We start from the raw sequence: 20,723 nt of genomic DNA, 5'->3' as shown, positions 1-20,723 counted from the left end.
TTAGGTGCCGTCTTCGCCTCGAGGGCTATCGCTTTGACCGGGGATGAGGCAACGTTGAAGTCACGGCGGGCCATTCGTCACACACCCCCTCTGATCGCCCCAATCAGAGACGGACGGCCCGCCACTTTCCTGCCCTGACGCCGCCGTCCTGCAGTGCGGGGACGACTCAGCGCCGAGAGCGGGAGGACGCGGCGCGCCCCCCGGCCCGGACGCCCCCATCGCGCAGATCCTGCAACTGCTCGAGCAAGGCGCTGGCCTCGGGGAACCGCTCCGTGGCGACGGCGTCCGCGAACGACCGCATCGTCGCATGGGCGGCGGCATCGTCAGGGGAGGCGAGTTCGCCAGGGTGCTGCTGAGTCAGCAGCATGAGTTCGAACGTCGTGCGCCGGTGGATCGGCTCCAGTCGAGGCGACCCGCTCACCCGGACCAGCGTGGCGAGCATCCCGTGAAGGCTGCCTGAGGCCGCCTGGCGCAACTCGCGCACGTCCGGCTGCTGGCTGCGGATGCGGTCGAGCGCCAGATCCTCGGTGAACCGCAGCACCGTGACAAGCTCGTCACGCTCCGACAACGGAATCGCAGGCACCCGCACCGCCGCGAACGGGGAACGCACCAACAATCCCTCGCCCGCCAGCAACTCGATCGCTGACCGCACCGTCGGGCGGGCCACCCCGTACTCGGCCGCCAGTCCGGACTCGGTGACCTTCGCCTCCGGCGCATACTCCCCGGCCAGGATGCGCGAGCGCAGGTGTTTGGCCAGGTCGGCGACCAGCGGACTGGCTACACTCATGGCGTCCTCCGATGCGGGCAATGTGGCGCGGTACCAGGGATTTTAGCGGCGCGGAGGCGGGCCTGGGATCGGGGGACGGAGGCTCACGCAGTGCACGACGACTTCGCGCCGCGCGCGCTCGCCTCTCCCGCGTCCTACGAACGTCGACGCACCGAGGTCTTCTGGCTGACGTTCGTCGGGTACGTCGCGTGCTATTTCGTCCGCAACAACACCGCCGTCGCCAGTGGCCTGCTCGTCCTCGAGGAGGGCTGGACGCCGCTCGACGTCGGCGTGGTCCTCACCGGTTTCACCGTCACCTACGGGTTGGCCAAGCTCGTCATGGGCGTCGTCGTGGACCGCAGCAGTCTCCGCGTCGGCTACGGCCTGGCGCTGATCGCGTCCGCCGTGGTGTGCCTCGCGATGGGGTTCATCCCCGACGTGTTCGCCATGACGGCCGCCATGGCGGTCATCGGGCTGGCCCAGGGAGTGTGCGCACCGGCGTCCCTGGCGACGCTGGGGGCCTGGTATCCGCCATGGCAGCGGAGCGCCCGCGTTGCCGTGTGGAACACCTCCCAGAACGTCGGCGCGGCACTGCTACCGCTGCTGGCCAGCGGGGCGATGCTGATCGCCGGAGTCCAGCACTGGTCGCTGGCCTACTGGGTGCCCGGTGTGTTCGCCCTGGCCGCCGGGGTGTGGGTGCTGCGCCGGGGCGGCGACCGGCCGTGGCGCGAGGGGTATGCCACCTTGCCGGAACGCTATGGAGCGGATGCCCTCCCGGAGGTGCGCGGCTCAACCGACGCGCCCTACTGGCGGCTGGTGCGGCTCCACGTGCTGGGGAACCGACCCCTGTGGGCGCTGGCCGGGCTCAACGCCTTGTTGTACCTGCTGCGCTTCGGCGTCCTCAACTGGATCCCGCTCTACACGATCGGGGAGCTGGGATTCAGCGTGACCCACGCCGCCTGGGTGATGGCCACTTACGAGTGGGCGGCGGTGCCCGGGGCCCTCGCGTTCGCGTTGGTGGCGCACCGCTGGCCGAACCGGATGGCGACGGCCGGAGCCGCCGGGCTCGTGGTGCTGGCGGTGGGGTTGATGGTCTACGCGACCGCCGGGAACCTGGGCGAGGTGCTGACCGTGGCGGCGCTGCTCGGGGCTCTGACGTACGGGCCTCAGGTCGTCATCAACATCCTGACCCTGAACTTCATCTCCCCGCGCGCGATGGGCGTGGCCGTCGGTTTCGTGGGGTTGGGCGGGTACCTCGTCGGTGAGGTCGTGGCCAACCTGGGCATGCCCACGCTCGCGGAACGGCTCGGCTGGGGTGGCGCCTTCGCCGTCCTGGGCGGCATCGCGCTGCTGGCCGCGCTGGTCTATTGGGAGCTGCGGCGCGTCGAGCGTCGCGTGGTCCCGTCCCGATGACCGCCCCGCGCGTCCCGCTCCACGTCCCCCAGTCCTCGGCGCCGCAACCTCAGTCCTCGCTACCCAAACCCTCAGTCCTCGGCGCCTCAGCCCTCAGTCCTCGGCGGGCGGAGCCCGAGTCCTCGCCGAGGGCTGAGGCTGCAAGCGCCGAGGACTGAGGCTGCGGTGGCCGAGGACTGAGGGTGTGGTGGCCGAGGACTGAGGTGCGGGCGTCGAGGACTCTCGGCGACGGGGACGCGTCAGGCCTGGACGATCTTCTGCTCCCGCTTGCGCAGGGACAGGTAGAGGACTGCCCCGATGAGCCCGAACGCGCTGAGCAGCGTGAACGAGGCGCCCCAGTCGAGCACGTCGGCGAGGATCGGCATGACCAGGTTGGCGGCCATCTCCCCGACGATGTAGCCGAACAACCCCACGAACCCGACCGCGACCCCGGCCGTCCGCAACGGCACCACGTTCAGGGTGAGGATGTTGATGATGAGCTGCGGCCCGTAGATGAAGGTGCCCATCAGCCCCGAGACGATCAGCAAGACGGTGTAGTCACGGGTGCCCATGTAGACCCAGATCAAGCCGGCCAGCAGAACGAGCCCGGCAGCTCCTACCAGGGACTGCTTGTTGGGCAGCTTCACCGCGACCCAGGCGAAGAAGAAGCAGCCGGGGATCGCGACCCACTCCAGCACTGAGAAGGCCATCGTGTACTGGGTCTCGTTGAAGCCCATCTCGTCGCCGAGGAAGATCGGCATCCAGTTGAGGATGCCGAAGCGCAGGAAGTAGAGGATCGCGTTCACCAAGGCGACGGTGAGGATGACCGGGCTGGTGAAAATGTGCCGGCGCAGAGTCGTCCAGTAGGAGTCCGTCAGGTCATCCTCGACCTGGGGCTCCCCGCCCTTGCCGTACATGGTGCGCAGGCTGTCCAGTCCTTCGCTCTGCGGGGTGTCCCCGCCGAACTTCCAGGCGACGAAGCTGAAGGCGAGCACGACGACGCCGGGCACCCAGAACGCGTACGCGACGTTGCTCGGGCCGGCCACGCCGAGGAGGCCGGAGATGATGATGGGCAGCCCCGCACCGCCCAGGTTCTGCGAGGTGTTCCAGATAGCGATGCCGGAGCCGCGCGTCTTGTTCGGGTACCAGTTCGCGATCATCGCCATGGAGCCGGGGGCGAGCGCTCCCTGGACGGTGCCCAGCAGCAGCATCAAGGCGAACAGCACCCAGAAGACGTGCACGAAGCCGAGGGCGATGCAGATGACCGCGCTGATCGCCAGGGCCCCGGCGAACACGCGTCGTAGGGAGAGCCGGTCCGCGACCATGCCCATGAAGAACTTCGCGAACCCGTAGGTGAGCGTGAAGGCGGTGAGGATCAGACCGATCTGGACGTTGTCCCAGCCGTTCTGATCGCGCAGGAGCTTGCTGGTCAGCTTGAAGTTGTTCCGTACCAGGTAGGCGCACACGTAGCCCACGTAGGCGACCGCGAAGACGATCATCCTGCGTTTGAGGTAGGCGGCGAACCGGTCGGGGTGCTCGCTGCGGTAGTGCTCCTCGTGGTGGTTCTCGTCGTGCGGATCGACCGCCGGGCCGTCGGCGCGCCGATCGGCCGGTTCCATGGTGGACATGAGCGTCGTCCCTCTCCCTTGATGTCAGACGATGTGGTGATTGTCATACAATCATGCAAATCGTCAGCCTGTCAGGAGAACGGAGAACTCGGGTGCACTCACCCCGAGGGCGCCGACCGGAGATGACGCCAGCGCGGAGGATCGCGTCGTGGCACTGCGACCCGAGGGACGCCTGGTCCGCGGCTCACCGCCCAGCGTGACCGTCCCGACGAGCGTGCACCGTTCAGTGCGCGGCGGGGGACAGGGAATCCGCGAGGGCAACCAGCGTGGTGGAGGTGCCGGCATCCACCCTGACCGTGGCCAGATCGTCCGCGCGCGTGGCGCCGTGGTTGACGATCAGGAGGGGGACGCCTGCTTTGGCGGCATGCCGGGCGAACCGCAGGCCCGACATCACCGTGAGCGAGGAGCCCGCCACCAGCAGGGCCTGCGCCGCGTCGACGAGCGCGAAGGAGGCCTCCACGCGAGGCTTCGGCACGGACTCCCCGAAGAAGACCACGTCGGGCTTCAGGACGCCGCCACACACCCGGCAGGCGGGAACCACGAAGTCGTCGGGGTCGGCGATGTCGGCGTCCCCGTCCGGACGGAGTTCGGCGGCACCGGCGGGGATGGTGCCGGTGATGCCCGGGTTGGCATCCTCGAGGCGGATCTGCAGATCGGTGCGGGTGGACAGGTCGCCGCAGGCCAGACAGATCACCCGGTCGATCAGCCCGTGCAGGTCGATCACCTCCCGGCTGCCCGCGCGCTCGTGCAGCGCGTCCACGTTCTGGGTGATGATCGGTGCACCGAGCTGAGCCAGTGCCCGATGCCCGGCGTTGGGTTGGGCGACGCCGAAGCTCCGAAACCCCATCATCGAGCGAAACCAGTAACGGCGGCGCGCCTCGGGGCGTCTGACGAAGTCGCCGTAGGTGATCGGGTTGGTCGGTCGGGCGTCCGGACCGCGGTAGTCGGGGATGCCGGAGTCCGTCGAGATGCCGGCGCCGGTCAGCGCCACCCAGCGACGTCCGGAGAGAACGTCAGCCAATGCGGCGACGTCGGCGGGGCGAGGATCGGGGATCGGCACGCCCGTAGGCTACCCGCGCGCTCACGCCCGAACCCTCCTGCGCCGGCCGAGGACTGAGGCCCACCCCGCCGAGGACTGAGGCCCACCCCGCCGAGGACTGAGGCCCACCCCGCCGAGGACTGAGGCCCACCCCGCCGAGGACTTCGGGCCGGGACGCGTCCCGTGTCCGAGGAGCCGAGGGGGCCCGGGTGCGCGTACACGGAGGACAACGGCGCCCGCGTCCGCGGCAGTGAACACGCCCGATCAGCCCAGGTTCTGCTCGGTGATCCGCAAGGCGGCGGCCTCCAGGGCTTCGTCACACTCGAAGCGCTGATCCATCTCCAAGGCAGGGAAGGACTCGGCCGGGAACGACACCAGCTTGGCCGGCACGCCCGCGACCGTCGCATGCGCGGGGACGTCCTCCAAGACGACGGACCCGGCCCCGATCTTGGCGCCCTCACCCACGGTGATGTTGCCCAGCACCTTCGCCCCTGCCCCGATCATGACGCCGCGCTTGACCTTGGGATGCCGGTCGCCACCGACCTTGCCCGTGCCGCCCAGCGTGACCTCGTGGAGCATGGAGAAGTCGTCCTCGACGACCGCCGTCTCGCCGATGACGACCGAGGTGGCGTGGTCGAACATGATGCCCCGCCCGATGCGAGCCCCGGGATGGATGTCGACGGCGAACACCTCGGAGATGCGGCTTTGGAGGAACAGCGCCAACGCGTGCCGTTCGGTGATCCAGAAATGGTGGGCGATCCGGTAGGACTGCACCGCGTGGAACCCCTTCGAGTACAGCAACGGCTGGGAGTAGCCGCGCGTCGCCGGGTCGCGGTGGATGATCGCCTGCAGGTCGGCGATCACCGAGCACTCGACCTGCGGCTCGTTCGTGAAGGCTTCCTGCGCCAACGACAGCAGGGTCATCGACGACATGGTCTCGCTGGCCAGCTTGTGGGAGAGCAGCCCACCCAGGGCGTCCATCAACGTCGGGTGGCGCAGCACCGACTCGTACAGGAAGCCGGCCAGGCAGGGTTCGCGCTCGGCGTCGCGTTGGGCCTCATCCCGAAGGGTCGGCCAGATCTTTGCGTCTTCGACGAAATCCGTCATCGTTGTAGCCCTTTCGCCCGGCTGCGGCAGCGCGTCCTGGGGACCAAGGCTAGTTGCCGCCACAACCAACGGCTACCGGTGCCTCGCGGACGCCGGGCGCTGGGACGCACCGGTTCTGAGTCCTGGGTGGCAGGATCCTCAGTCCTCGGCGGGTGGGGCCCCAGCCCTCGGCGGGCGGAGCGCCAGTCCTCGGCGGGGCGGGGTCTGGGATGATGGGGGCGTGTCGTCATCACCGCGGGCCGAAGTCGCAGGTCAGTCGGACGGGGCGAGGCCCGGTGTCCGGGCAGGAGCCGTCGCTGCGGCGGGCCGCCAGGTCGGGCCCCGGCGGGCCGTGTCCCCGGCGGATGCCCGGCGCGAGGCGGACCCGCGACGAGACCGGACGCCCCCCGCTGGACGCCTCGGGTGGAGCCTGGGCGCGGTGGTGCTCGTGGCGGTCGCGTGGCTGGGCGCCAAGGCGCTGTCGTGCTGGTGGTGGGTGTTCCGGACCGGCGAGTACAGCGACACCTACTACTACTTCCTTGAGGCGCGCGAGGCGGTGGCGACGCTAGCGGCCTCCCCAGGCTCCTCTGCCGTCGCCGTGCTGGCGCAGGCCATGCCCGAGTACCCCACCCCGGCGGCCTGGTTGCTTCTGGCGCCGTACCTCCTGGGCGCCGACGACCCGACCTCCTACCGCAACGTCATCATCGCGATCACGATCGTGGCCGACGCCTGGTTCGCCTTCCTGCTGGCCCGCAACGGCGGACCGGCCGGCGTGCTTGCCTGGGTCGCCTTCACCGCGGCGCTGGGCGGGTTGCCGCTGCTGCGCCTGGACATGCTGCCCGCGGTCGCCGCCGGGGCCGCCGTGTTGCTGCTGGTGCGTCGCCGAGGCGGACGCGCGGGCGTCGCGATCGCGCTGGGGACCGCGTGGAAGGTGTGGCCGCTGATCCTCGCGCCCCTCCTGCTGGCGGGTCGGTCCCGGGTGCGAGGGTTCCTCGCGCTGGGGGTGTCCGGGATGCTGCTCGCGCTGGCCAGCGTCGCGGCCGGCGGGTGGGAGCGGTTGTTCTCCCCGCTGACCTACCAGGGCGAGCGTGGCCTGCAGATCGAGGCCGTCGCCGCGCTGGGTCCCATGTGGGACTGGGGGCGAGGGTTGGGCACGCACGTCTACTACAGCAGCTTCCACGCCTACGAGGTCGGTGGACCGGGCGTTCAGGAGGCCCTGGACGCCACCCGCGTTGCCCAGGTCGCGGCGGCGCTGGTGTGCGTGGCCGTGGTGGTGCGCTGGGTCCTGAAGGGGACGCCGACGCGGCCTGTGGCCTGGCTGGCGCTCAGCCTGGTGGGTGCCTTCGTGGTGACATCGCCGGCTCTCAGCCCCCAGTACCTCCTGTGGTTGGCCCCCTTCGTCGCGGTGCTCCTGGGGCAGGCCGCCGCGGGAGGCCCGCAGGCGCCGCCGTGGGGGCTCGCGCTGGCCACCGCGGGGCTGCTGGCCGTGCTGTGCGTTCTGACGACGATCATCTATCCCGTCGCGTACACGTCCTTGCTGGAGCAACGTTCCACCACCGACGCGGCGCTGCTGGTGCTGACGGCCCGCAACCTGGGATTGGTGGTGCTGACCCTGGGCAGTCTCGTCGCCGCCTGGCGGTTCACCGATGGCAACCACCGCAAGCGGAGGCTGGCAACAGAGCAATCGCGCCTAGAGTGACTCGTGCAACCCGGGTCGCAGACGCTGCACCGGGCCGCGGTCATCGAAGCCCGCACGCGGGCATGAATCAGGAGCAGGAGCCGACATGTCAGTGAAGCGGGCAGCGATCGTGGGCTGGGGCGATGTCGCCACCGTCCACCGGGAAGCCATCCATGCCATCGAGGGGGTCGACCTCGTCGGGGTCGTCGACACCGACCCGGACCGTCGTGCCGCGGCCACCGCCGAGTTGGGGGTGCCCGCGTTCGCCACCGTCACCGAACTGGTGGCAGCCGTCGCTCCCGACGTGGTGCACATCACCACCCCGCACGACCAGCACATCAGCGCGACGTTGGAGGCAGCGCATCTGGGCGTCCACGTGATCCAGGAGAAGCCGTTGGCCGCGCACCTCGACGATGCGCAGCGCCTCCTCGACGCCGACCTGCCCGCCGGGGTGAAGGTCGGCATCTGCTTCCAGAACCGCTACAACGTCAGCTCGGTCGAGCTGCGCCGCCTGCTCGACTCGGGCGAACTGGGAGCGATCCGGGGCGCTTACGCCTCCGTGGTCTGGACGCGGACCGCCGACTACTACCGCGCCAAGCCGTGGCGGGCCAGCCAGGAACACTCGGGGGGCGGGCTGCTCATCAACCAGGCGATCCACACCCTCGATCTGGTGCAGTGGATGCTGGGCGAGGTCACCGATGTGGAGGGCCGGGTCGCGGCCCACAAGTTCGGCGACGTCACCGAGGTCGAGGACACCGCGGAGATCCTGTTCACGCACGCCAGCGGCGTCGAGACCACCTTCTACGCGACGCTGACGGCGCCGCAGAACCGGCCGGTCGAGCTCGAACTGGACTGCGAGAACGCATACGTGACGTTGCGTGACGGCCTGACCGTCACCTGGAAGGACGGCCGCGTCGATCACGTGGACGAGCGCCGGGCCGCCTCCGGCGGGCGGGCCTACTGGGGGGTCTCTCACGAACTGCTGATCCGCGACTTCTATGCCGCCGTCGACGATCCGGAGCCGTTCTGGATCGGCCCCGCCGAGGCCGTGAAGTCGCTGCGGATGCTGAAGCAGACCTATCAGTCGTCCGCTCTGGCCGGGAGCGCGGGCGCGGGGGCTGCCACCCTCGACTGAACCGCCCGGCCTATTGCATGCCCTGGTCGCGCGCCTCGCGCAGCGCGGCCAGGGCTGCGCCGTCCCCGGACGCCGTCGGCTCGGGCCCGCGTCCCCACAGCCAGCGCATCAGCGTCTCGGCGTGTGCCTCGACCCGGGCGACGGGCTCGCCCGCGGCCACCGTCCGGACGCCGGGCACGTCGTAGGAAGTGCCGGACGCGCCGACGCCTCGCCAGCGTCCCGGCTGCAGCAGCCACGTGCGGTCCAGGTCGGTCGCGGTGAGCGCGACGACCCCGTCGCATGGGGTGAACGTGAAGCCCGGGTTGGTGCCCCACCAGGCCCACATCACCTCGACGGCGTGCCCGATGCCGTCGGCGGCGAGCTCGGCGTCGATCGGGGCCGAGGCCACGCCTGCGGCGGCTTCGGCGTCCACCCGGTGCATGGTGGCTTCGTGGGCTTGCATGCGGCGCGTCGAGCCGACGGTGCGGGCGGTCGGGAGCCAGAACCAGGCCGCCTCGGTGTCGTCGCGTGCGGCGAGCGCGTCCAGCAGCGCGCGGGTGGCCTGCTCGAACAGGAGCCGGGTCGCGGCAGGGTCGGCGGGGCGGGTGGGGCCGTTCGCCTCCTGCGCCTCGGCCTCTGCGTCGGAGACGGCGCGGGAGGCGAGGATGCGGGCCCAGAAGCCGTGGACCTCGGTCAGGTGCCAGGCGAGGTCTGCGGCCGTCCAGCCGGGGCAGGTCGGGACGGGAGTGGCGGCGTCGACGCCGTCCAATGTGGCGACGAACCGGCGCGATTCGGCCTCGACGACCCCTGTGAAGTCCACCATGTTGCAATGTTGCCACGGTGTTGCCCCCAGTGAGGAGCCAACCATCGCTTAATCGTGCAACTTGGTGTCATTGGCCCCGCCCCCTTTCCTAGAGTGGCACCACCAGGACGAGCAAGGGAGCATTCCATGGCAACGGATCAGGTCCGTCTGGGCATCATCGGATTGGGCGCCGAGGGCGGCATGTACGCCACGTTCCTCTCCGAGGGCAAGGTGCCGAACATGACGATCGGCGCGATCGCCGACATCGACGAAAGCAAGCGCGCGGCAGCCGAGAAGCTGGGCGTGCCGTTCTACACCGACTACCAGGAGCTCATCAACTCCGGTGACGTCGACGCCGTCGTGACGACGGTTCCCCACTACCTCCACCCGGAGATGGGCATCTACGCGCTCGAGCACGGCATCCACACCCTCGTGGAGAAGCCGGTCGGCGTCTACACCAAGCAGGCCCGCGAGCTGATCGACGTGGCCGCCCAGCACCCCGAGCTCACGTTCGGCGTGTTCTTCAACCAGCGCACCAACCCGCTCTACAAGGACCTCAAGGCCCTGCTGGACTCCGGTGAGCTCGGCGCACTGCGTCACACCTCCTGGATCATCACCAACTGGTGGCGTCCGCAGCCCTACTACGCCCAGTCCTCCTGGCGCGCCACGTGGGGCGGCGAGGGCGGCGGCGTCCTGGTCAACCAGGCCCCCCACCAGCTCGACCTGTGGCAGTGGCTGTGCGGCGTCCCGAAGTCGGTGTTCGCGAAGCTGGCCTTCGGGTTCAAGCGCGACATCGTCGTCGAGGACGAGGTCAACGCGCTCGTCGACTTCGGCGACGGGGCGACCGGCTCCTTCATGACCTCCACCCACGACATCGTCGGCACCGACCGCCTGGAGATCCTCTGCGACAAGGGCAAGATCGTCGTCGACGAGTCCTCCAAGGTGACCATCACCCGCCTGGTCGAGGACGAGCAGACCATGTCGAAGAACATGGACGTCGAGGCCGTGCGCAAGCTGTTCCGCGGCGAGCTGGATCGCGACGAGCTCATGAGCATCGAGACCAAGGACTACGGCTCCGTGTGGGGCCAGCAGCACATCGAGGTCCTGCGCAACTACGCCGCGGCCGTCAACGGCACCGAGGAGCTCCTGGCCCCTGGTGGCGACGGCATCCACGGCGTCCGGCTCGCGGATGCCATGTACCTGTCCGCGTGGCTGGGCAAGGAGGTCTCGATCGAGAACTTCGACGAGGAGTCCTACCTCGAAGAGCTGAACAAGCGCATCGTCGCCGAAGGCACCTACGAAACCCGCTCCTGAGCGACCACACGAACCGGAAAGGAAGAACCACCATGGCCGAACTCGGCGTCATGATGATGATGGTGAAGGACCAGGTCGCGGAGCAGGGAATGTTCGCGGTGCTGAAGAAGATCAAGGATCTGGACATCAACGCGGTGGAGGTGAGCCAGATCCCGATGTCGGAGGAGAACACCGCCGACCTGGAGCGGGCCATCTCCGAGCTGGGCATGAAGGTCGGCGCGCTGTCGGTGGCGCTCAAGCCGGGCCCGACCGCCACGGGCGACAACCTGGAGGAGCACTTCGACAAGATCGTCTCCGACTGTCGTCGCCTGGGCACCACCTACGTGCGCATCGGCATGATGCCGCTCGCCGCGATGGCGTCCAAGGAGGCCTGCGAGTCGTGGGCCGCGGAGTGCGAGGCGGCCGCTCAGCGGCTGGCCGCCGAGGGCATCAGCCTGTGCTACCACAACCACCATGTGGATCTGGCGCAGTTCGACGGCGAGCGGATCTTCGATCTCGTCCGCCGGGTCGCCCCGAGCGTCGGCTTCGAAGTCGACCTGCACTGGGTGCAGCGCGGCGGCATGGCTCCGCTGGACATGCTCGAGCAGTACACGGGCGTGTGCAAGATCATCCACGTCAAGGACTTCCGCGTGAAGCCGCTCCCGCAGGAGGCCATCGACGCGTTGGCCTCTGGCGACCGGGAGACCTTCGGTCGGCTGTTCAACGACATCGTGCAGTTCGCCGAGGTCGGCCAGGGCAACATGAACTGGCCGGCGCTCCTGCCGGCCGCGGAGAAGGCGGGTGCCGACTTCTTCTTCATCGAGCAGGACGACACCTACGGTCGCGATCCGTTCGACTGCATCGCCGATTCGCGCGCCTACCTGACGTCCATCGGTTACTGAGTGTGTCCGTCGATCCGCCCGCTGCGTCCTGGACGCGGCGGGCGGTCGTCGTTCCACGGCAACCCCCTAGGGGGCGTGTGCTAGTTTCGGATCATGACCAACGCATCGGGTGCCGTCGCCATGAGCGCCGTCCCCCAGACGATGTGTCGGTGTTGTCGCCACCAGGCCTGACAACACCTGCCTGACCGCCCGTTCAGCCCGAACGCGCCGCGGTCGTCGAACTCTCAGGGCGTCCGCGGATGTGTTGTCGGGATTGTGTTCGAGCACGACCAACCCACACACCATTGAGAAGGAATCCACCGCCATGGCAGCCATCTTCGACAACGCCACCACCCTCATCGGACGCACCCCGCTGGTGCGCATCAACCGCCTCTACGGCGACTCCCCGGCCAACGTCGTGGCCAAGCTGGAGTTCTACAACCCGGCCAACTCGGTCAAGGACCGCATCGGCGTCGCCATCGTGGACGCCGCCGAGGCGTCGGGTGAGCTGAAGCCGGGTGGCACCATCGTCGAGGGCACGTCCGGCAACACCGGCATCGCGCTGGCGTTCGTGGGTGCCGCCCGCGGTTACAAGGTCATCCTGGCGATGCCGGAGACCATGTCCAAGGAACGTCGCGCTCTGCTGCGCGCGTTCGGTGCCGAGCTCGTCTTGACCCCGGGCGCTGAGGGCATGCGCGGTGCGGTGAGCAAGGCTGAGGAGATCGCCGCCGCCACCCCGGGCGCGATCCTGGCCCGCCAGTTCGAGAACCCGGCCAACGTGGAGATCCACCGCAAGACGACCGCCGAGGAGATCTGGGCGAACACCGACGGCGGCGTCGACATCGTCGTGGCGGGCGTGGGCACCGGCGGCACCATCTCCGGCGTCGGCCAGGTGCTCAAGGAGCGCAAGCCCGAGGTGAAGATCGTGGCCGTGGAGCCCGCCGAATCCCCGATCCTGTCCGGCGGCCAGCCCGGCCCGCACAAGATCCAGGGCATCGGCGCCAACTTCATCCCGAAGATCCTGGATCGCTCCGTGATCGACGAGGTTCTCCCGATCGCCTCCGAGACGGCCATCGAGTGGGCCCGCCGCTCCGCTCGCGAAGAGGGCCTGCTGGTGGGCATCTCCTCCGGCGCCGCGCTGGCCGCAGCCGGTGAGCTGGCCGCCCGTCCGGAGAACGCGGGCAAGACCATCGTGGTGATCATCCCCTCCTTCGGCGAGCGCTACCTCTCCAGCGTGCTGTACGCCGACCTGCTCGACTGATCTGCGTCGACTCCCCGGGACACACATCGGCCCCCGCGTCTGCGGACGCGGGGGCCGATGCTGGGGTTTGGGGGTGGGGACGATCGTGGGTTCGTCCTGGCGCGGCGGCGCTCTGGCTGCGACGCGGATCTCGTCGGGCTGGTACCAAGCGCCTGGCGCACTATAACAGTGTCACGCCCTCGTGCGATAGTGCCTGACCCGGCTGTTTGTCCTGCCGACCTGCCTTCAGGCGCCGGGTCAACCGAGCTGCGGGCAAGCAGGGACGCGAGGTCGGGCAGCCGCGGCGGGGGCAGGAGGCGTCACCGCCTGGCAGGGGAATCGCGGACTGGACCGAGGGTTGGCTCGGGTCAGGCCGTCAAGCAGAATGAATGTCCCAGGCAGAGAGGGGCCTTCATGGCCAGGGAACGCGTTGTCATCATCGGTTCCGGATTCGGTGGCCTGTTCGCCGCCAAAGCGCTCCGGCGCAGCGACGTCGACATCACGCTCGTCAGCAAAACCCCCAACCACCTGTTCCAGCCGCTGCTGTACCAAGTCGCCACCGGCATCTTGTCCGAGGGGTCCATCGCCCCGGTCGCCCGCGACATCCTCAGGCGGCAGGCCAACGTGCGCGTCGAGACCGGGCTGGTCACCGGTATCGACGCCACCGCGAAGGTCATCACGCAGCGCTTCCACGACGAGGAGAAGCAGACCTCCTACGACCGGCTCATCGTCGCCGCGGGGGCGGGGCAGTCCTACTTCGGGCACGACGAGTTCGAGACGTTCGCGCCCGGCATGAAGACCATCGACGACGCCCTCGAACTGCGGGCCCGGATCTTCTGGGCGTTCGAGATGGCCGAAGTGGAACCCGACCCGGCCGAACGGGCGCGCCTCCTGACGTTCGTGGTCGTCGGCGCCGGGCCGACCGGGGTCGAGATGGCCGGTCAGATCCGGGAGCTGGCCAGCACGACGCTCGCGGGACAGTTCCGCACCATCGACCCACGCGACGCCCGCGTCGTCCTCATCGACGGCAGCGACCAGGTGCTGGGGGCGTTCGGTCCGCGGCTCGGTGCCAAGACGCAAGCCTCGCTCGAACGCAAGGGGGTGGAGGTCGTCCTGAACGCCATCGTCACCGATGTGTCCGCCGATGCCGTGGTCTATCAGCCGCGGGACGTGGAGCAGCCCGTCACGGTCGGCTCGCGCTGCAAGGTGTGGGCGGCCGGGGTGCGCGGCAGTGAACTCGGCGCGGTGCTGTCCGCGGAGACCGGCTGCGAACTCGACCGTGCCGGGCGCGTCGTCGTCACCCCGGAACTGTCGCTCCCGAACCATCCGGAGATCTCCGTCATCGGTGACCTGGCCTCGGTCCCCGGGGTTCCCGGCGTGGCTCAGGGCGCCATCCAGGAGGCCAAGTACGTCGCCGAGCGGATCACGCACGAGGCGGCGGGGCGACCCGCCCCGAGCGCACCGTTCGCCTACTTCGACAAGGGGTCCATGGCGACCATCTCGAAGTTCTCTGCCGTCGTGAAGGTCGGCAAGATCGAGATCACCGGATTCCTGGCCTGGGCCGCCTGGCTGTTCCTGCACCTGCTCTACATCGCCGGGTTCAAGAGCCGGATCACCACCCTGCTGCACTGGTTCATCAGCTTCCTCGGCACCGGACGCACCGAACGGGTGTCCACCAACCAGCAGATGGTGGGACGCCTCGCGCTGGAGTCGCTGGGGCAGAAGGTCACCGGGAAGCTACTGCGCGGTGAGAAGGGCGGCTCCGCCGAGCCGCGCACGACCGCCTGAGCCACCCCGGTTCGCCCGGTCCTGGCGTCCGCCATCCACGTCGGGACGTCCGTCTCGGTGTGGGTGTGGGGGAGCCCGGTGAAGTCACCGCTCACCCCGGCGGACGCGATCGCCCGGCACTGGCGGGCCCACTCTCATCACCGCGGCGTCCGCGATGGCGGCCCGGCCCGCGCTTGGCAGACCGATGCGGGCACTCAGTCGAGGGCCCAGGATCAGACCTGGCCGAGGATCTGCTGGATCCGTGCCTGGGCGCGCGTGCTGAGTTCGGTGTTGGCCAGGGGATCGCCGACCGACTCCTCACCTTCGTAGGTCAACGCGACGAAGCGTCCCTTGCGGGCGAGGTAGGTCAAGTCGGCGCCCGGGGCCGGGATCCACGTGCCGTTGCTGTCGTAGTCCCACCACGACCCGACCCGCACGGCCTGCTCGCCCAGCGAGGCGACCGACTCGGACCTCTGCGACGCACGGAAGCCGTTGTCGGCGGGTGCCTGGGCCGGGCAGGCCGCGTACCCGGCGGTTGCCTGGTCGAGGAACGACTGAGCCGCAGCCGCGTCGGAGAAGACCAGCAGGCCGTTTCCTTCGACGTGCTCAGGGCCGCTGGACGCCTTGATCCGGGTCGCGGTCAGCTTGTCCAGCGCCGACGCGGTGATCCCGGTGTCGTTGACGCACGCGAGGCGCCAGGGCGTCGTCTCGAAGGCGGTGGTCTCGTCGCTGGCGGCCCGCTGCTCGTCGGGAAGCGTGAACCCGTTCGGCACCTGACCGATCGCCCCGGCGATGACGCCCTCGGTGGTTTCGGGGGCCAGCGTCTTCGTGGCTGGCGTCCGGCTGGGGATCGCCTTGCTCGTGGTCGCGGTCGGCTTCGCCGTCGCCGTGGGGCGCGCCGTGGTCGGCGTCGCGAGGGGCGTGGTCGGCGTCGGGGCCGGAACGGACGGGGTGGCGATCGGTCCCGATGCGGCACAGCCGCCGAGCGCGAACGCGGTGACGACGACCAACACGATGCGCTTCACGGCACGTCTCCTCTGGAAAGTCTGGGGCTTCCATTGTGCCCGCCCTCTGGGGCACCCCGTGACCGTGGTCGCGGGGTGCCCCGACGGCAGCGCTCAGGCCGGGCGGGTGACGGGGGCGTTCGCCTGGGTCAGGGCCGGGTCGGTCTGGACGACGTCGCCGAGCGCCTCATCGATCGCGGCGAGCGTGTCGGCGTCCAAGGTGACGTCGACGGCTCGGGCGTTGTCGGCGACCTGCTCGGGACGCGACGCACCGATGATCGCGCCAGCGACGTTGTCGTTCGCGAGGACCCACGCGAGCGCGAGTTGCGCCATCGTGAGGCCCAGCCCGTCGGCGATCGGCCGCAGGTTCTGCACCCGGGTCAGCACCTCGTCGTTCAGGAACCGGGCGATCATGTTCGCCCCGCCCTTCTCGTCGGTGGCGCGCGACCCCGCGGGGGCGGGCTGGCCGGGCAGATACTTGCCGGTCAGGACGCCCTGCGCGACGGGGGACCACACGATCTGGCTGACCCCGAGCTCGCGGGAGGCCGGGACGACCTCGCCCTCGATGACGCGCCACAGCGCGGAGTACTGCGGCTGGTTGGAGATGAGCTGGATGCCCAGATCCTTCGCCAAGGCGTGGCCGGCGCGGAGCTGATCCGCCGTCCATTCGCTGACGCCGATGTACAGCGCCTTCCCGGAGCGCACCACGTCGGCGAAGGCCTGCATGGTCTCCTCCAGCGGGGTCTCGGTGTCGTAGCGGTGCGCCTGATACAGGTCGACGTAGTCGGTCTTCAGCCGCGTCAGGGAGCCGTTGATCGACTCCAGGATGTGCTTGCGGGACAGTCCGACGTCGTTGTGGCCGCGGGGGCCGGTCGGCCAGTACACCTTGGTGAAGATCTCCAGCGACTCGCGGCGCTGGCCCGTCAGCGCCTCGCCGAGGACGGTCTCGGCCGCAGTGTTGGCGTACACGTCGGCGGTGTCGAAGCTGGAGATGCCGGCCTCCAGGGCCGCGGCGACGCACGCCTTCGCCGCGTCGTTCTCGACCTGCGATCCGTGGGTGAGCCAGTTGCCGTAGATGACCTCGGAGATCTTCATCCCGGAGTCACCCAGATAGCGGAACTTCATGGGCGATGCCTTCCTCGTGGTCCGGCTTCCCATTCTGCCGCGTCCGCGCCGAGTAGCGGCGGGCTCAGCCGTCCTCGGCGCGCAGTGTGCCGCCCAGTCGGGCGAGCGGGACGGCGAGGGCCGCACCGACGAGGACGCTGAGCACCCAGCCGACCGCGAACTCCGGGCGCAGTACAGCGACGCCGGTGCGTGACATCACCACCATGCAGGCCACCGTCGCGATGAGCCCGGTGAGCAGGGAGGGCAGCCAGGTGCCCCGCCAGTGGCTGACCCCGCCGACGTACCCCAGCACGGCCCCCCCAACCGCCGAACCGACACCGACCGCGATCGGGGCGACGTTCAGGCTCCATTGCTGGACGGCGACGGCGACGGCGGCTGCGAGGAGCCCGCCGAGCAGGACGGCGCGGATGCTGACGCTGGTGGTCGACGCGTGCTGCATGGGGAGCCTCCCCGGACGGTGACGGCGGAATCCCCACCACGCTAGGCAGCCGCGCCGGTGACCGCATGAGTCGAGGGGCCCCACGCGTGGGCCCGTGGTCCCCTCGTGATGCGGCGCCGTGGGTCCACCGGCTCAGGACTGCTGCTTGGCGTACCGCAGGCTTCCGAGAATGTGCTGGACGGTGGCGTCGTCGAGGCGCTCGCCGGAGACGGCGACCGCCGAGGTGCGCGGGTAGGGGTACTGCCCGGCGATGACCCAGACGCCCTGCCGCGGAGCCCCGTTCTCGGTGTAGGTGAAGTCGCTGCGGATGGCCGTGTCGGCCCCGGGTACCTCGAACGCCTTGGCGCCGCCGGATGCGTAGCCGCTGAGCCCCACCCGGGCGGGTAGGTCAAGCCGGTCGTAGGCGGCCGCGGCGAGCGGATCCTCGCTGAACTGGGGGGCGATGCGTAGTTCCATCCCGTCGCCGACGAACCTCATCGGCCACGCCTCGTCCGTCGACGCCGCCTCCTGCCACCCGGTGGGGCGTTCCAGCGTCAACTGGCCCGCGGAGACCGTCGTCCAGCCGGGATCGGTGCCGGTGCAGGCCGTCAGGAGCAGGACCGCCCAGAGGAGGGGGAGGGCGCTCAGCCGGGAGACCAGTCTCACCGTGGGCTCCTTTCGTCGAGGTGGGGGACGCGCGGCATCAGCGTACGCAGTCGAGGAAGTCGAGATCGGGGCGGATGCCGTCCGCTGCGGGGGCGCCCAGATAGGTGGCCCGGGTGGCACTGGTCTGTGAGCTCTCGCTGCTGATGTCGATGCCGAAAGCCAGGCCGAACTTCACGTTGAGAGCGAATCGCTGCTTGTCGGTGACGTGGTCGTAGTTCACCGTGCTGCTCGTCGCCTGGGTGTAGAGCAGGGTGGCGAAAGGATCGCCCGGGTTCGGGGTGGCCGGGTTGATCGAATTGAGGGCGATCAGCCCCGGGTACCCGCCCGAGCCGCCCATCCAGTCGCGGACCACCTGCTGGGAGGCGGTGTCGGTCGGGTCGAGGGTGAGGCTGGTCTCGGTGACCACCATGTCGCCGATGTCGGTGGTACCGGAGACCTGGCCGCCGACCGAGGTGGAGTGGTCCCCCTGGCCGGAGGTGACGCTGCCCTGCGCGTCGATGCCCGCGGTGCTGACGACCTCGGAGGTCGACACGATCTTCAGCGAGGTGATCTCGCCGCGCGCGTTCGTGGTGAACGAGAAGGCCATGCCCACCATGGATCCGACGCCGCCGGTGGCCAGCTGGAGGGCGCCGGTCGTCTCGCTGTTGAACTGCAGGTCGGTGACGTGTGTCACGGTGTCGTCGGAGGGGTCCTCGGGGGTCTGGGCGTTGTCCCGGGTCATCGTCCACTTGGCGCTCGGCTTGAGTTTCGCGCCGATGCCGAGCTGGGTCATCTGCGCCTGGGTCATGTCGGGACCCTGGGTCGTCCCGCTCAGGCCCAACTTTCCCGACACCGACGCCTGGGTTTCGATCCCGGCGAACGTGGTGGAGGGGACAGACGGGGCGGGGGTGCCGTGGATGGGGCGGGGGACGCACACCATGCCGTAGCAGGCCGGATGGGAGAGAGCCCACTGATCGGCGAGATAGTCGTCGAGCTGATCGCGGAACTGGTCCGCCTGGGCCTTGTTCGCGAACGTCCACGTGCTGCCGTAGTCGAACTTCAGCCCGCCGCCGAAGTCGACCTTAGCCGCGGCGTCCAGTTCGCCGAGGGCCACGTCGGCGCCGAATCCGCCGGCGGCCCCGACTTCGGCGCCGTTGGTGGCCATCATGGTCACGCTTCCATCGCTGTACTCGGTCACGGTGAACCCGGCGTTCTCGCCGATCTTGACGAACGCGACCTGGACGACGCCGCTGTACTTGTCGCCGGTCTGGTTGACCTTGCACTTGTCAGGCTCGAAATCCTGGTCGGTGGCAGGCGGCTCGGGCGTGGGCGTCGCCGGGGTGCAGCCGAGGTCGCGGCCGACGACGTCGCCGACGGCCCGGCACACAGCCGCCGGGATCTCGGGGGTCGTGAGGATGACCCCGGTCGTACCGACGAGGAGAGCGGCGAGGACGGCGATCGCGACCGTCTGGAGGCCGGTGGCGCCTCGGTCGGTGCGGTGACGCATGGGTCTCTCCCGGGGGGTCGGCAGCGAGGATCCCTCCGGACGCTATCGGCGACGATGCCGGGCCCGCTTGGGCCGCGGGACCCCGTCGGCTGGGCCCCAGGGCCTGTTCCCAGCGGTTCGTTCCGGACGGCACCGGGGCATGATGGGGTGCAGGTCGGCGTCGGAGGGGCAGGCATGGAGGAGATGCGGTTCGAGAGCTGGGCCGACCGTCAGGTCCGCGAGGCGATGGAGCGCGGCGCATTCGACCATCTCCCCGGTGCGGGCCGCCCGCTCGACCTGAGCGACACCAGCGGGGACTGGTGGATCCGCGCGACGATCCAGCGCGAACAACTCGACGTCGCGCTGCCGGGCCCGCTGGCGCTGCGCCGGGAGGTGGAGCGCATCGGGGACGCCGTCGCGGATGCGCGCACCGAAGCGGAGGTCCGGGAGCGCTGCGAGGATCTCAACGCCCGGATCCGTCTCCACTACGCCCGCCCGAGCCAAGGCCCCACCCTCGTCGTCCGGCTCGTCGACGTGGCCTCCGAGGTGGCGCGGTGGCGCACCCGCACGGGCGGGGGTGGCCTGCCACCGTCGTCGTAGACGGCCGGATGAAGAGGGGCCCGGGGAGGCAGCCGGGCGCCCTGGAGAACCCCACAGGCGCGCGTTACGGTGGAGAGACGATGACTTCGCACGCTCCCCACGACCGCTCGTCCTCGGACTCCACCCCCGCCACCGGCGGCACGGCCCCCGCCAGCGCCTCCGCGTCAGGCGTTACGACCACCGGCACGAAACCACCCGCCCTCAGCGTGTCCGTCACGGCGGTGATCGCCGGTGCTTTCGCTGCGGTGACCTCCGCTCTGGTGGGTTCGCGGCTGGGCACGTCCGGCACCCTCATCGGCGCCGCCCTGGGCTCGGTGATCGGCGCCATGGCCACCTCGCTCTACACCTGGAGCATCCAGCGCACCGTGCACGTGCTGAAGGTGATCACCCCCAAGGTCGTCGGCGGCCACCCCGACGATGCCACCGCGGGTACGGCCACCACGTCGGACACGAACGCGTCGCCGACCCCGGAGGGGGAAGCCACGGCCCAGGACGCCACGGACGGCGGGCCCTCCGGTGAGACCGCCAGCACCGATCAGGGCGACGCCCGCGGCGGACTGTCGAAGCGGGCGCGCTGGATGCTGGGCGGTCTCGCCGCAGCCGTGGTCGCGTTCGTCGTGTCGCTCGTCGTCATCACCGGCCTGGAGACGGCCACCGGGTCCTCCCTGTCCGGGGGCCAGGGCACCACGATCCAACAGGTCGCGAACCGGTCCTCGGACACCGCCGACGCGCAGGACGCGGCGACCGCGACGGCGGCCC

General features: G+C 69.9%; 19 protein-coding genes. 9 read left to right on the top strand and 10 right to left on the bottom strand.

Going from position 1 to position 20,723, the window contains the following annotated elements; translation table 11 throughout:
* Nucleotides 1-166: 166 nt before the first annotated feature.
* Nucleotides 167-787: a GntR family transcriptional regulator gene (locus V7E09_RS05260; RefSeq protein ID WP_324509900.1), complete on the bottom strand. Its 621-nt coding sequence runs from the start codon at nucleotides 785-787 to the stop codon at nucleotides 167-169.
* A 90-nt stretch (nucleotides 788-877) separates the two neighbouring features.
* On the opposite strand from V7E09_RS05260, the gene V7E09_RS05255 reads away from it, so the two are divergent.
* Nucleotides 878-2,179, top strand: a complete 1,302-nt coding sequence (locus V7E09_RS05255; protein WP_324523114.1) for an MFS transporter — start codon at nucleotides 878-880, stop codon at nucleotides 2,177-2,179.
* 239 nt (nucleotides 2,180-2,418) lie between these two features.
* Here the strand turns inward: V7E09_RS05255 and V7E09_RS05250 are convergent, their stop codons facing one another.
* The 3 genes from V7E09_RS05250 to cysE form a co-directional block, all read right to left on the bottom strand.
* Nucleotides 2,419-3,786: an MFS transporter gene (locus V7E09_RS05250; protein WP_324509899.1), complete on the bottom strand. Its 1,368-nt coding sequence runs from the start codon at nucleotides 3,784-3,786 to the stop codon at nucleotides 2,419-2,421.
* A 223-nt stretch (nucleotides 3,787-4,009) separates the two neighbouring features.
* A complete protein-coding gene (locus V7E09_RS05245) occupies nucleotides 4,010-4,846 on the bottom strand; it encodes an NAD-dependent protein deacetylase (RefSeq protein WP_324509898.1) in 837 nt (278 codons plus the stop codon).
* 243 nt (nucleotides 4,847-5,089) lie between these two features.
* The gene (gene cysE / locus V7E09_RS05240; RefSeq protein ID WP_324523113.1) at nucleotides 5,090-5,932 is read right to left on the bottom strand and encodes a serine O-acetyltransferase; all 843 of its coding nucleotides are present in this window, start codon (nucleotides 5,930-5,932) and stop codon (nucleotides 5,090-5,092) included.
* 418 nt (nucleotides 5,933-6,350) lie between these two features.
* On the opposite strand from cysE, the gene V7E09_RS05235 reads away from it, so the two are divergent.
* Together V7E09_RS05235 and V7E09_RS05230 are read left to right on the top strand one after the other, a co-directional pair.
* Entirely contained in the window at nucleotides 6,351-7,610 is a 1,260-nt protein-coding gene (locus tag V7E09_RS05235; RefSeq protein ID WP_324523112.1) for a glycosyltransferase 87 family protein, read from the top strand.
* A gap of 85 nt (nucleotides 7,611-7,695) precedes the next feature.
* Nucleotides 7,696-8,724: a Gfo/Idh/MocA family protein gene (locus V7E09_RS05230; protein ID WP_324509894.1), complete on the top strand. Its 1,029-nt coding sequence runs from the start codon at nucleotides 7,696-7,698 to the stop codon at nucleotides 8,722-8,724.
* Between the two features lie 10 nt (nucleotides 8,725-8,734).
* On the opposite strand, the gene V7E09_RS05225 is transcribed toward V7E09_RS05230, so the two are convergent.
* Nucleotides 8,735-9,526 carry a maleylpyruvate isomerase N-terminal domain-containing protein gene (locus tag V7E09_RS05225; RefSeq protein ID WP_324509892.1) on the bottom strand — a complete coding sequence of 264 codons (792 nt, stop codon included), beginning with the start codon at nucleotides 9,524-9,526 and terminating at the stop codon, nucleotides 8,735-8,737.
* A 126-nt stretch (nucleotides 9,527-9,652) separates the two neighbouring features.
* Here V7E09_RS05225 and V7E09_RS05220 point away from each other — a divergent pair, with 126 nt between their 5' ends.
* The 4 genes from V7E09_RS05220 to V7E09_RS05205 all read left to right on the top strand — a co-directional run bounded on the left by V7E09_RS05220 (nucleotide 9,653) and on the right by V7E09_RS05205 (nucleotide 14,707).
* Complete coding sequence (locus V7E09_RS05220) at nucleotides 9,653-10,819, top strand: Gfo/Idh/MocA family protein (protein WP_324509890.1); 1,167 nt, start codon at nucleotides 9,653-9,655, stop codon at nucleotides 10,817-10,819.
* A 32-nt stretch (nucleotides 10,820-10,851) separates the two neighbouring features.
* Nucleotides 10,852-11,700, top strand: coding sequence for a sugar phosphate isomerase/epimerase family protein (locus tag V7E09_RS05215; RefSeq protein WP_324509889.1), 849 nt, complete (start codon nucleotides 10,852-10,854; stop codon nucleotides 11,698-11,700).
* Nucleotides 11,701-12,004: 304 nt separating this feature from the next.
* The gene (gene cysK / locus V7E09_RS05210) at nucleotides 12,005-12,940 is read left to right on the top strand and encodes a cysteine synthase A (RefSeq protein WP_324523111.1); all 936 of its coding nucleotides are present in this window, start codon (nucleotides 12,005-12,007) and stop codon (nucleotides 12,938-12,940) included.
* Between the two features lie 393 nt (nucleotides 12,941-13,333).
* A complete protein-coding gene (locus V7E09_RS05205; protein WP_324509886.1) occupies nucleotides 13,334-14,707 on the top strand; it encodes an NAD(P)/FAD-dependent oxidoreductase in 1,374 nt (457 codons plus the stop codon).
* A gap of 212 nt (nucleotides 14,708-14,919) precedes the next feature.
* Here the strand turns inward: V7E09_RS05205 and V7E09_RS05200 are convergent, their stop codons facing one another.
* The 5 genes from V7E09_RS05200 to V7E09_RS05180 all read right to left on the bottom strand — a co-directional run bounded on the left by V7E09_RS05200 (nucleotide 14,920) and on the right by V7E09_RS05180 (nucleotide 19,385).
* The gene (locus V7E09_RS05200) at nucleotides 14,920-15,711 is read right to left on the bottom strand and encodes a hypothetical protein (RefSeq protein ID WP_324509885.1); all 792 of its coding nucleotides are present in this window, start codon (nucleotides 15,709-15,711) and stop codon (nucleotides 14,920-14,922) included.
* Nucleotides 15,712-15,804: 93 nt separating this feature from the next.
* A complete protein-coding gene (locus V7E09_RS05195) occupies nucleotides 15,805-16,815 on the bottom strand; it encodes an aldo/keto reductase family protein (protein ID WP_324509884.1) in 1,011 nt (336 codons plus the stop codon).
* 64 nt (nucleotides 16,816-16,879) lie between these two features.
* Nucleotides 16,880-17,254 carry a hypothetical protein gene (locus V7E09_RS05190; RefSeq protein ID WP_324509882.1) on the bottom strand — a complete coding sequence of 125 codons (375 nt, stop codon included), beginning with the start codon at nucleotides 17,252-17,254 and terminating at the stop codon, nucleotides 16,880-16,882.
* Nucleotides 17,255-17,386: 132 nt separating this feature from the next.
* Nucleotides 17,387-17,899, bottom strand: a complete 513-nt coding sequence (locus V7E09_RS05185) for a hypothetical protein (RefSeq protein WP_324509881.1) — start codon at nucleotides 17,897-17,899, stop codon at nucleotides 17,387-17,389.
* A 37-nt stretch (nucleotides 17,900-17,936) separates the two neighbouring features.
* Nucleotides 17,937-19,385, bottom strand: coding sequence for a hypothetical protein (locus V7E09_RS05180; RefSeq protein WP_324509880.1), 1,449 nt, complete (start codon nucleotides 19,383-19,385; stop codon nucleotides 17,937-17,939).
* A 174-nt stretch (nucleotides 19,386-19,559) separates the two neighbouring features.
* Between V7E09_RS05180 and V7E09_RS05175 the strand changes: the two genes are divergently transcribed.
* Together V7E09_RS05175 and V7E09_RS05170 are read left to right on the top strand one after the other, a co-directional pair.
* Nucleotides 19,560-19,964 (top strand): J-domain-containing protein, encoded by a 405-nt coding sequence (locus V7E09_RS05175; RefSeq protein WP_324509879.1) that lies wholly within the window; start codon nucleotides 19,560-19,562, stop codon nucleotides 19,962-19,964.
* 80 nt (nucleotides 19,965-20,044) lie between these two features.
* A partial coding sequence (locus tag V7E09_RS05170; RefSeq protein WP_442956841.1) for a hypothetical protein occupies nucleotides 20,045-20,723 on the top strand: 679 nt, incomplete at its 3' end.

Origin of the sequence: Propioniciclava sp., assembly GCF_036744435.1 — a bacterium.
Lineage (GTDB): Bacteria > Actinomycetota > Actinomycetes > Propionibacteriales > Propionibacteriaceae > Propioniciclava.
This window is presented reverse-complemented; position numbering and strand designations above follow the sequence as displayed.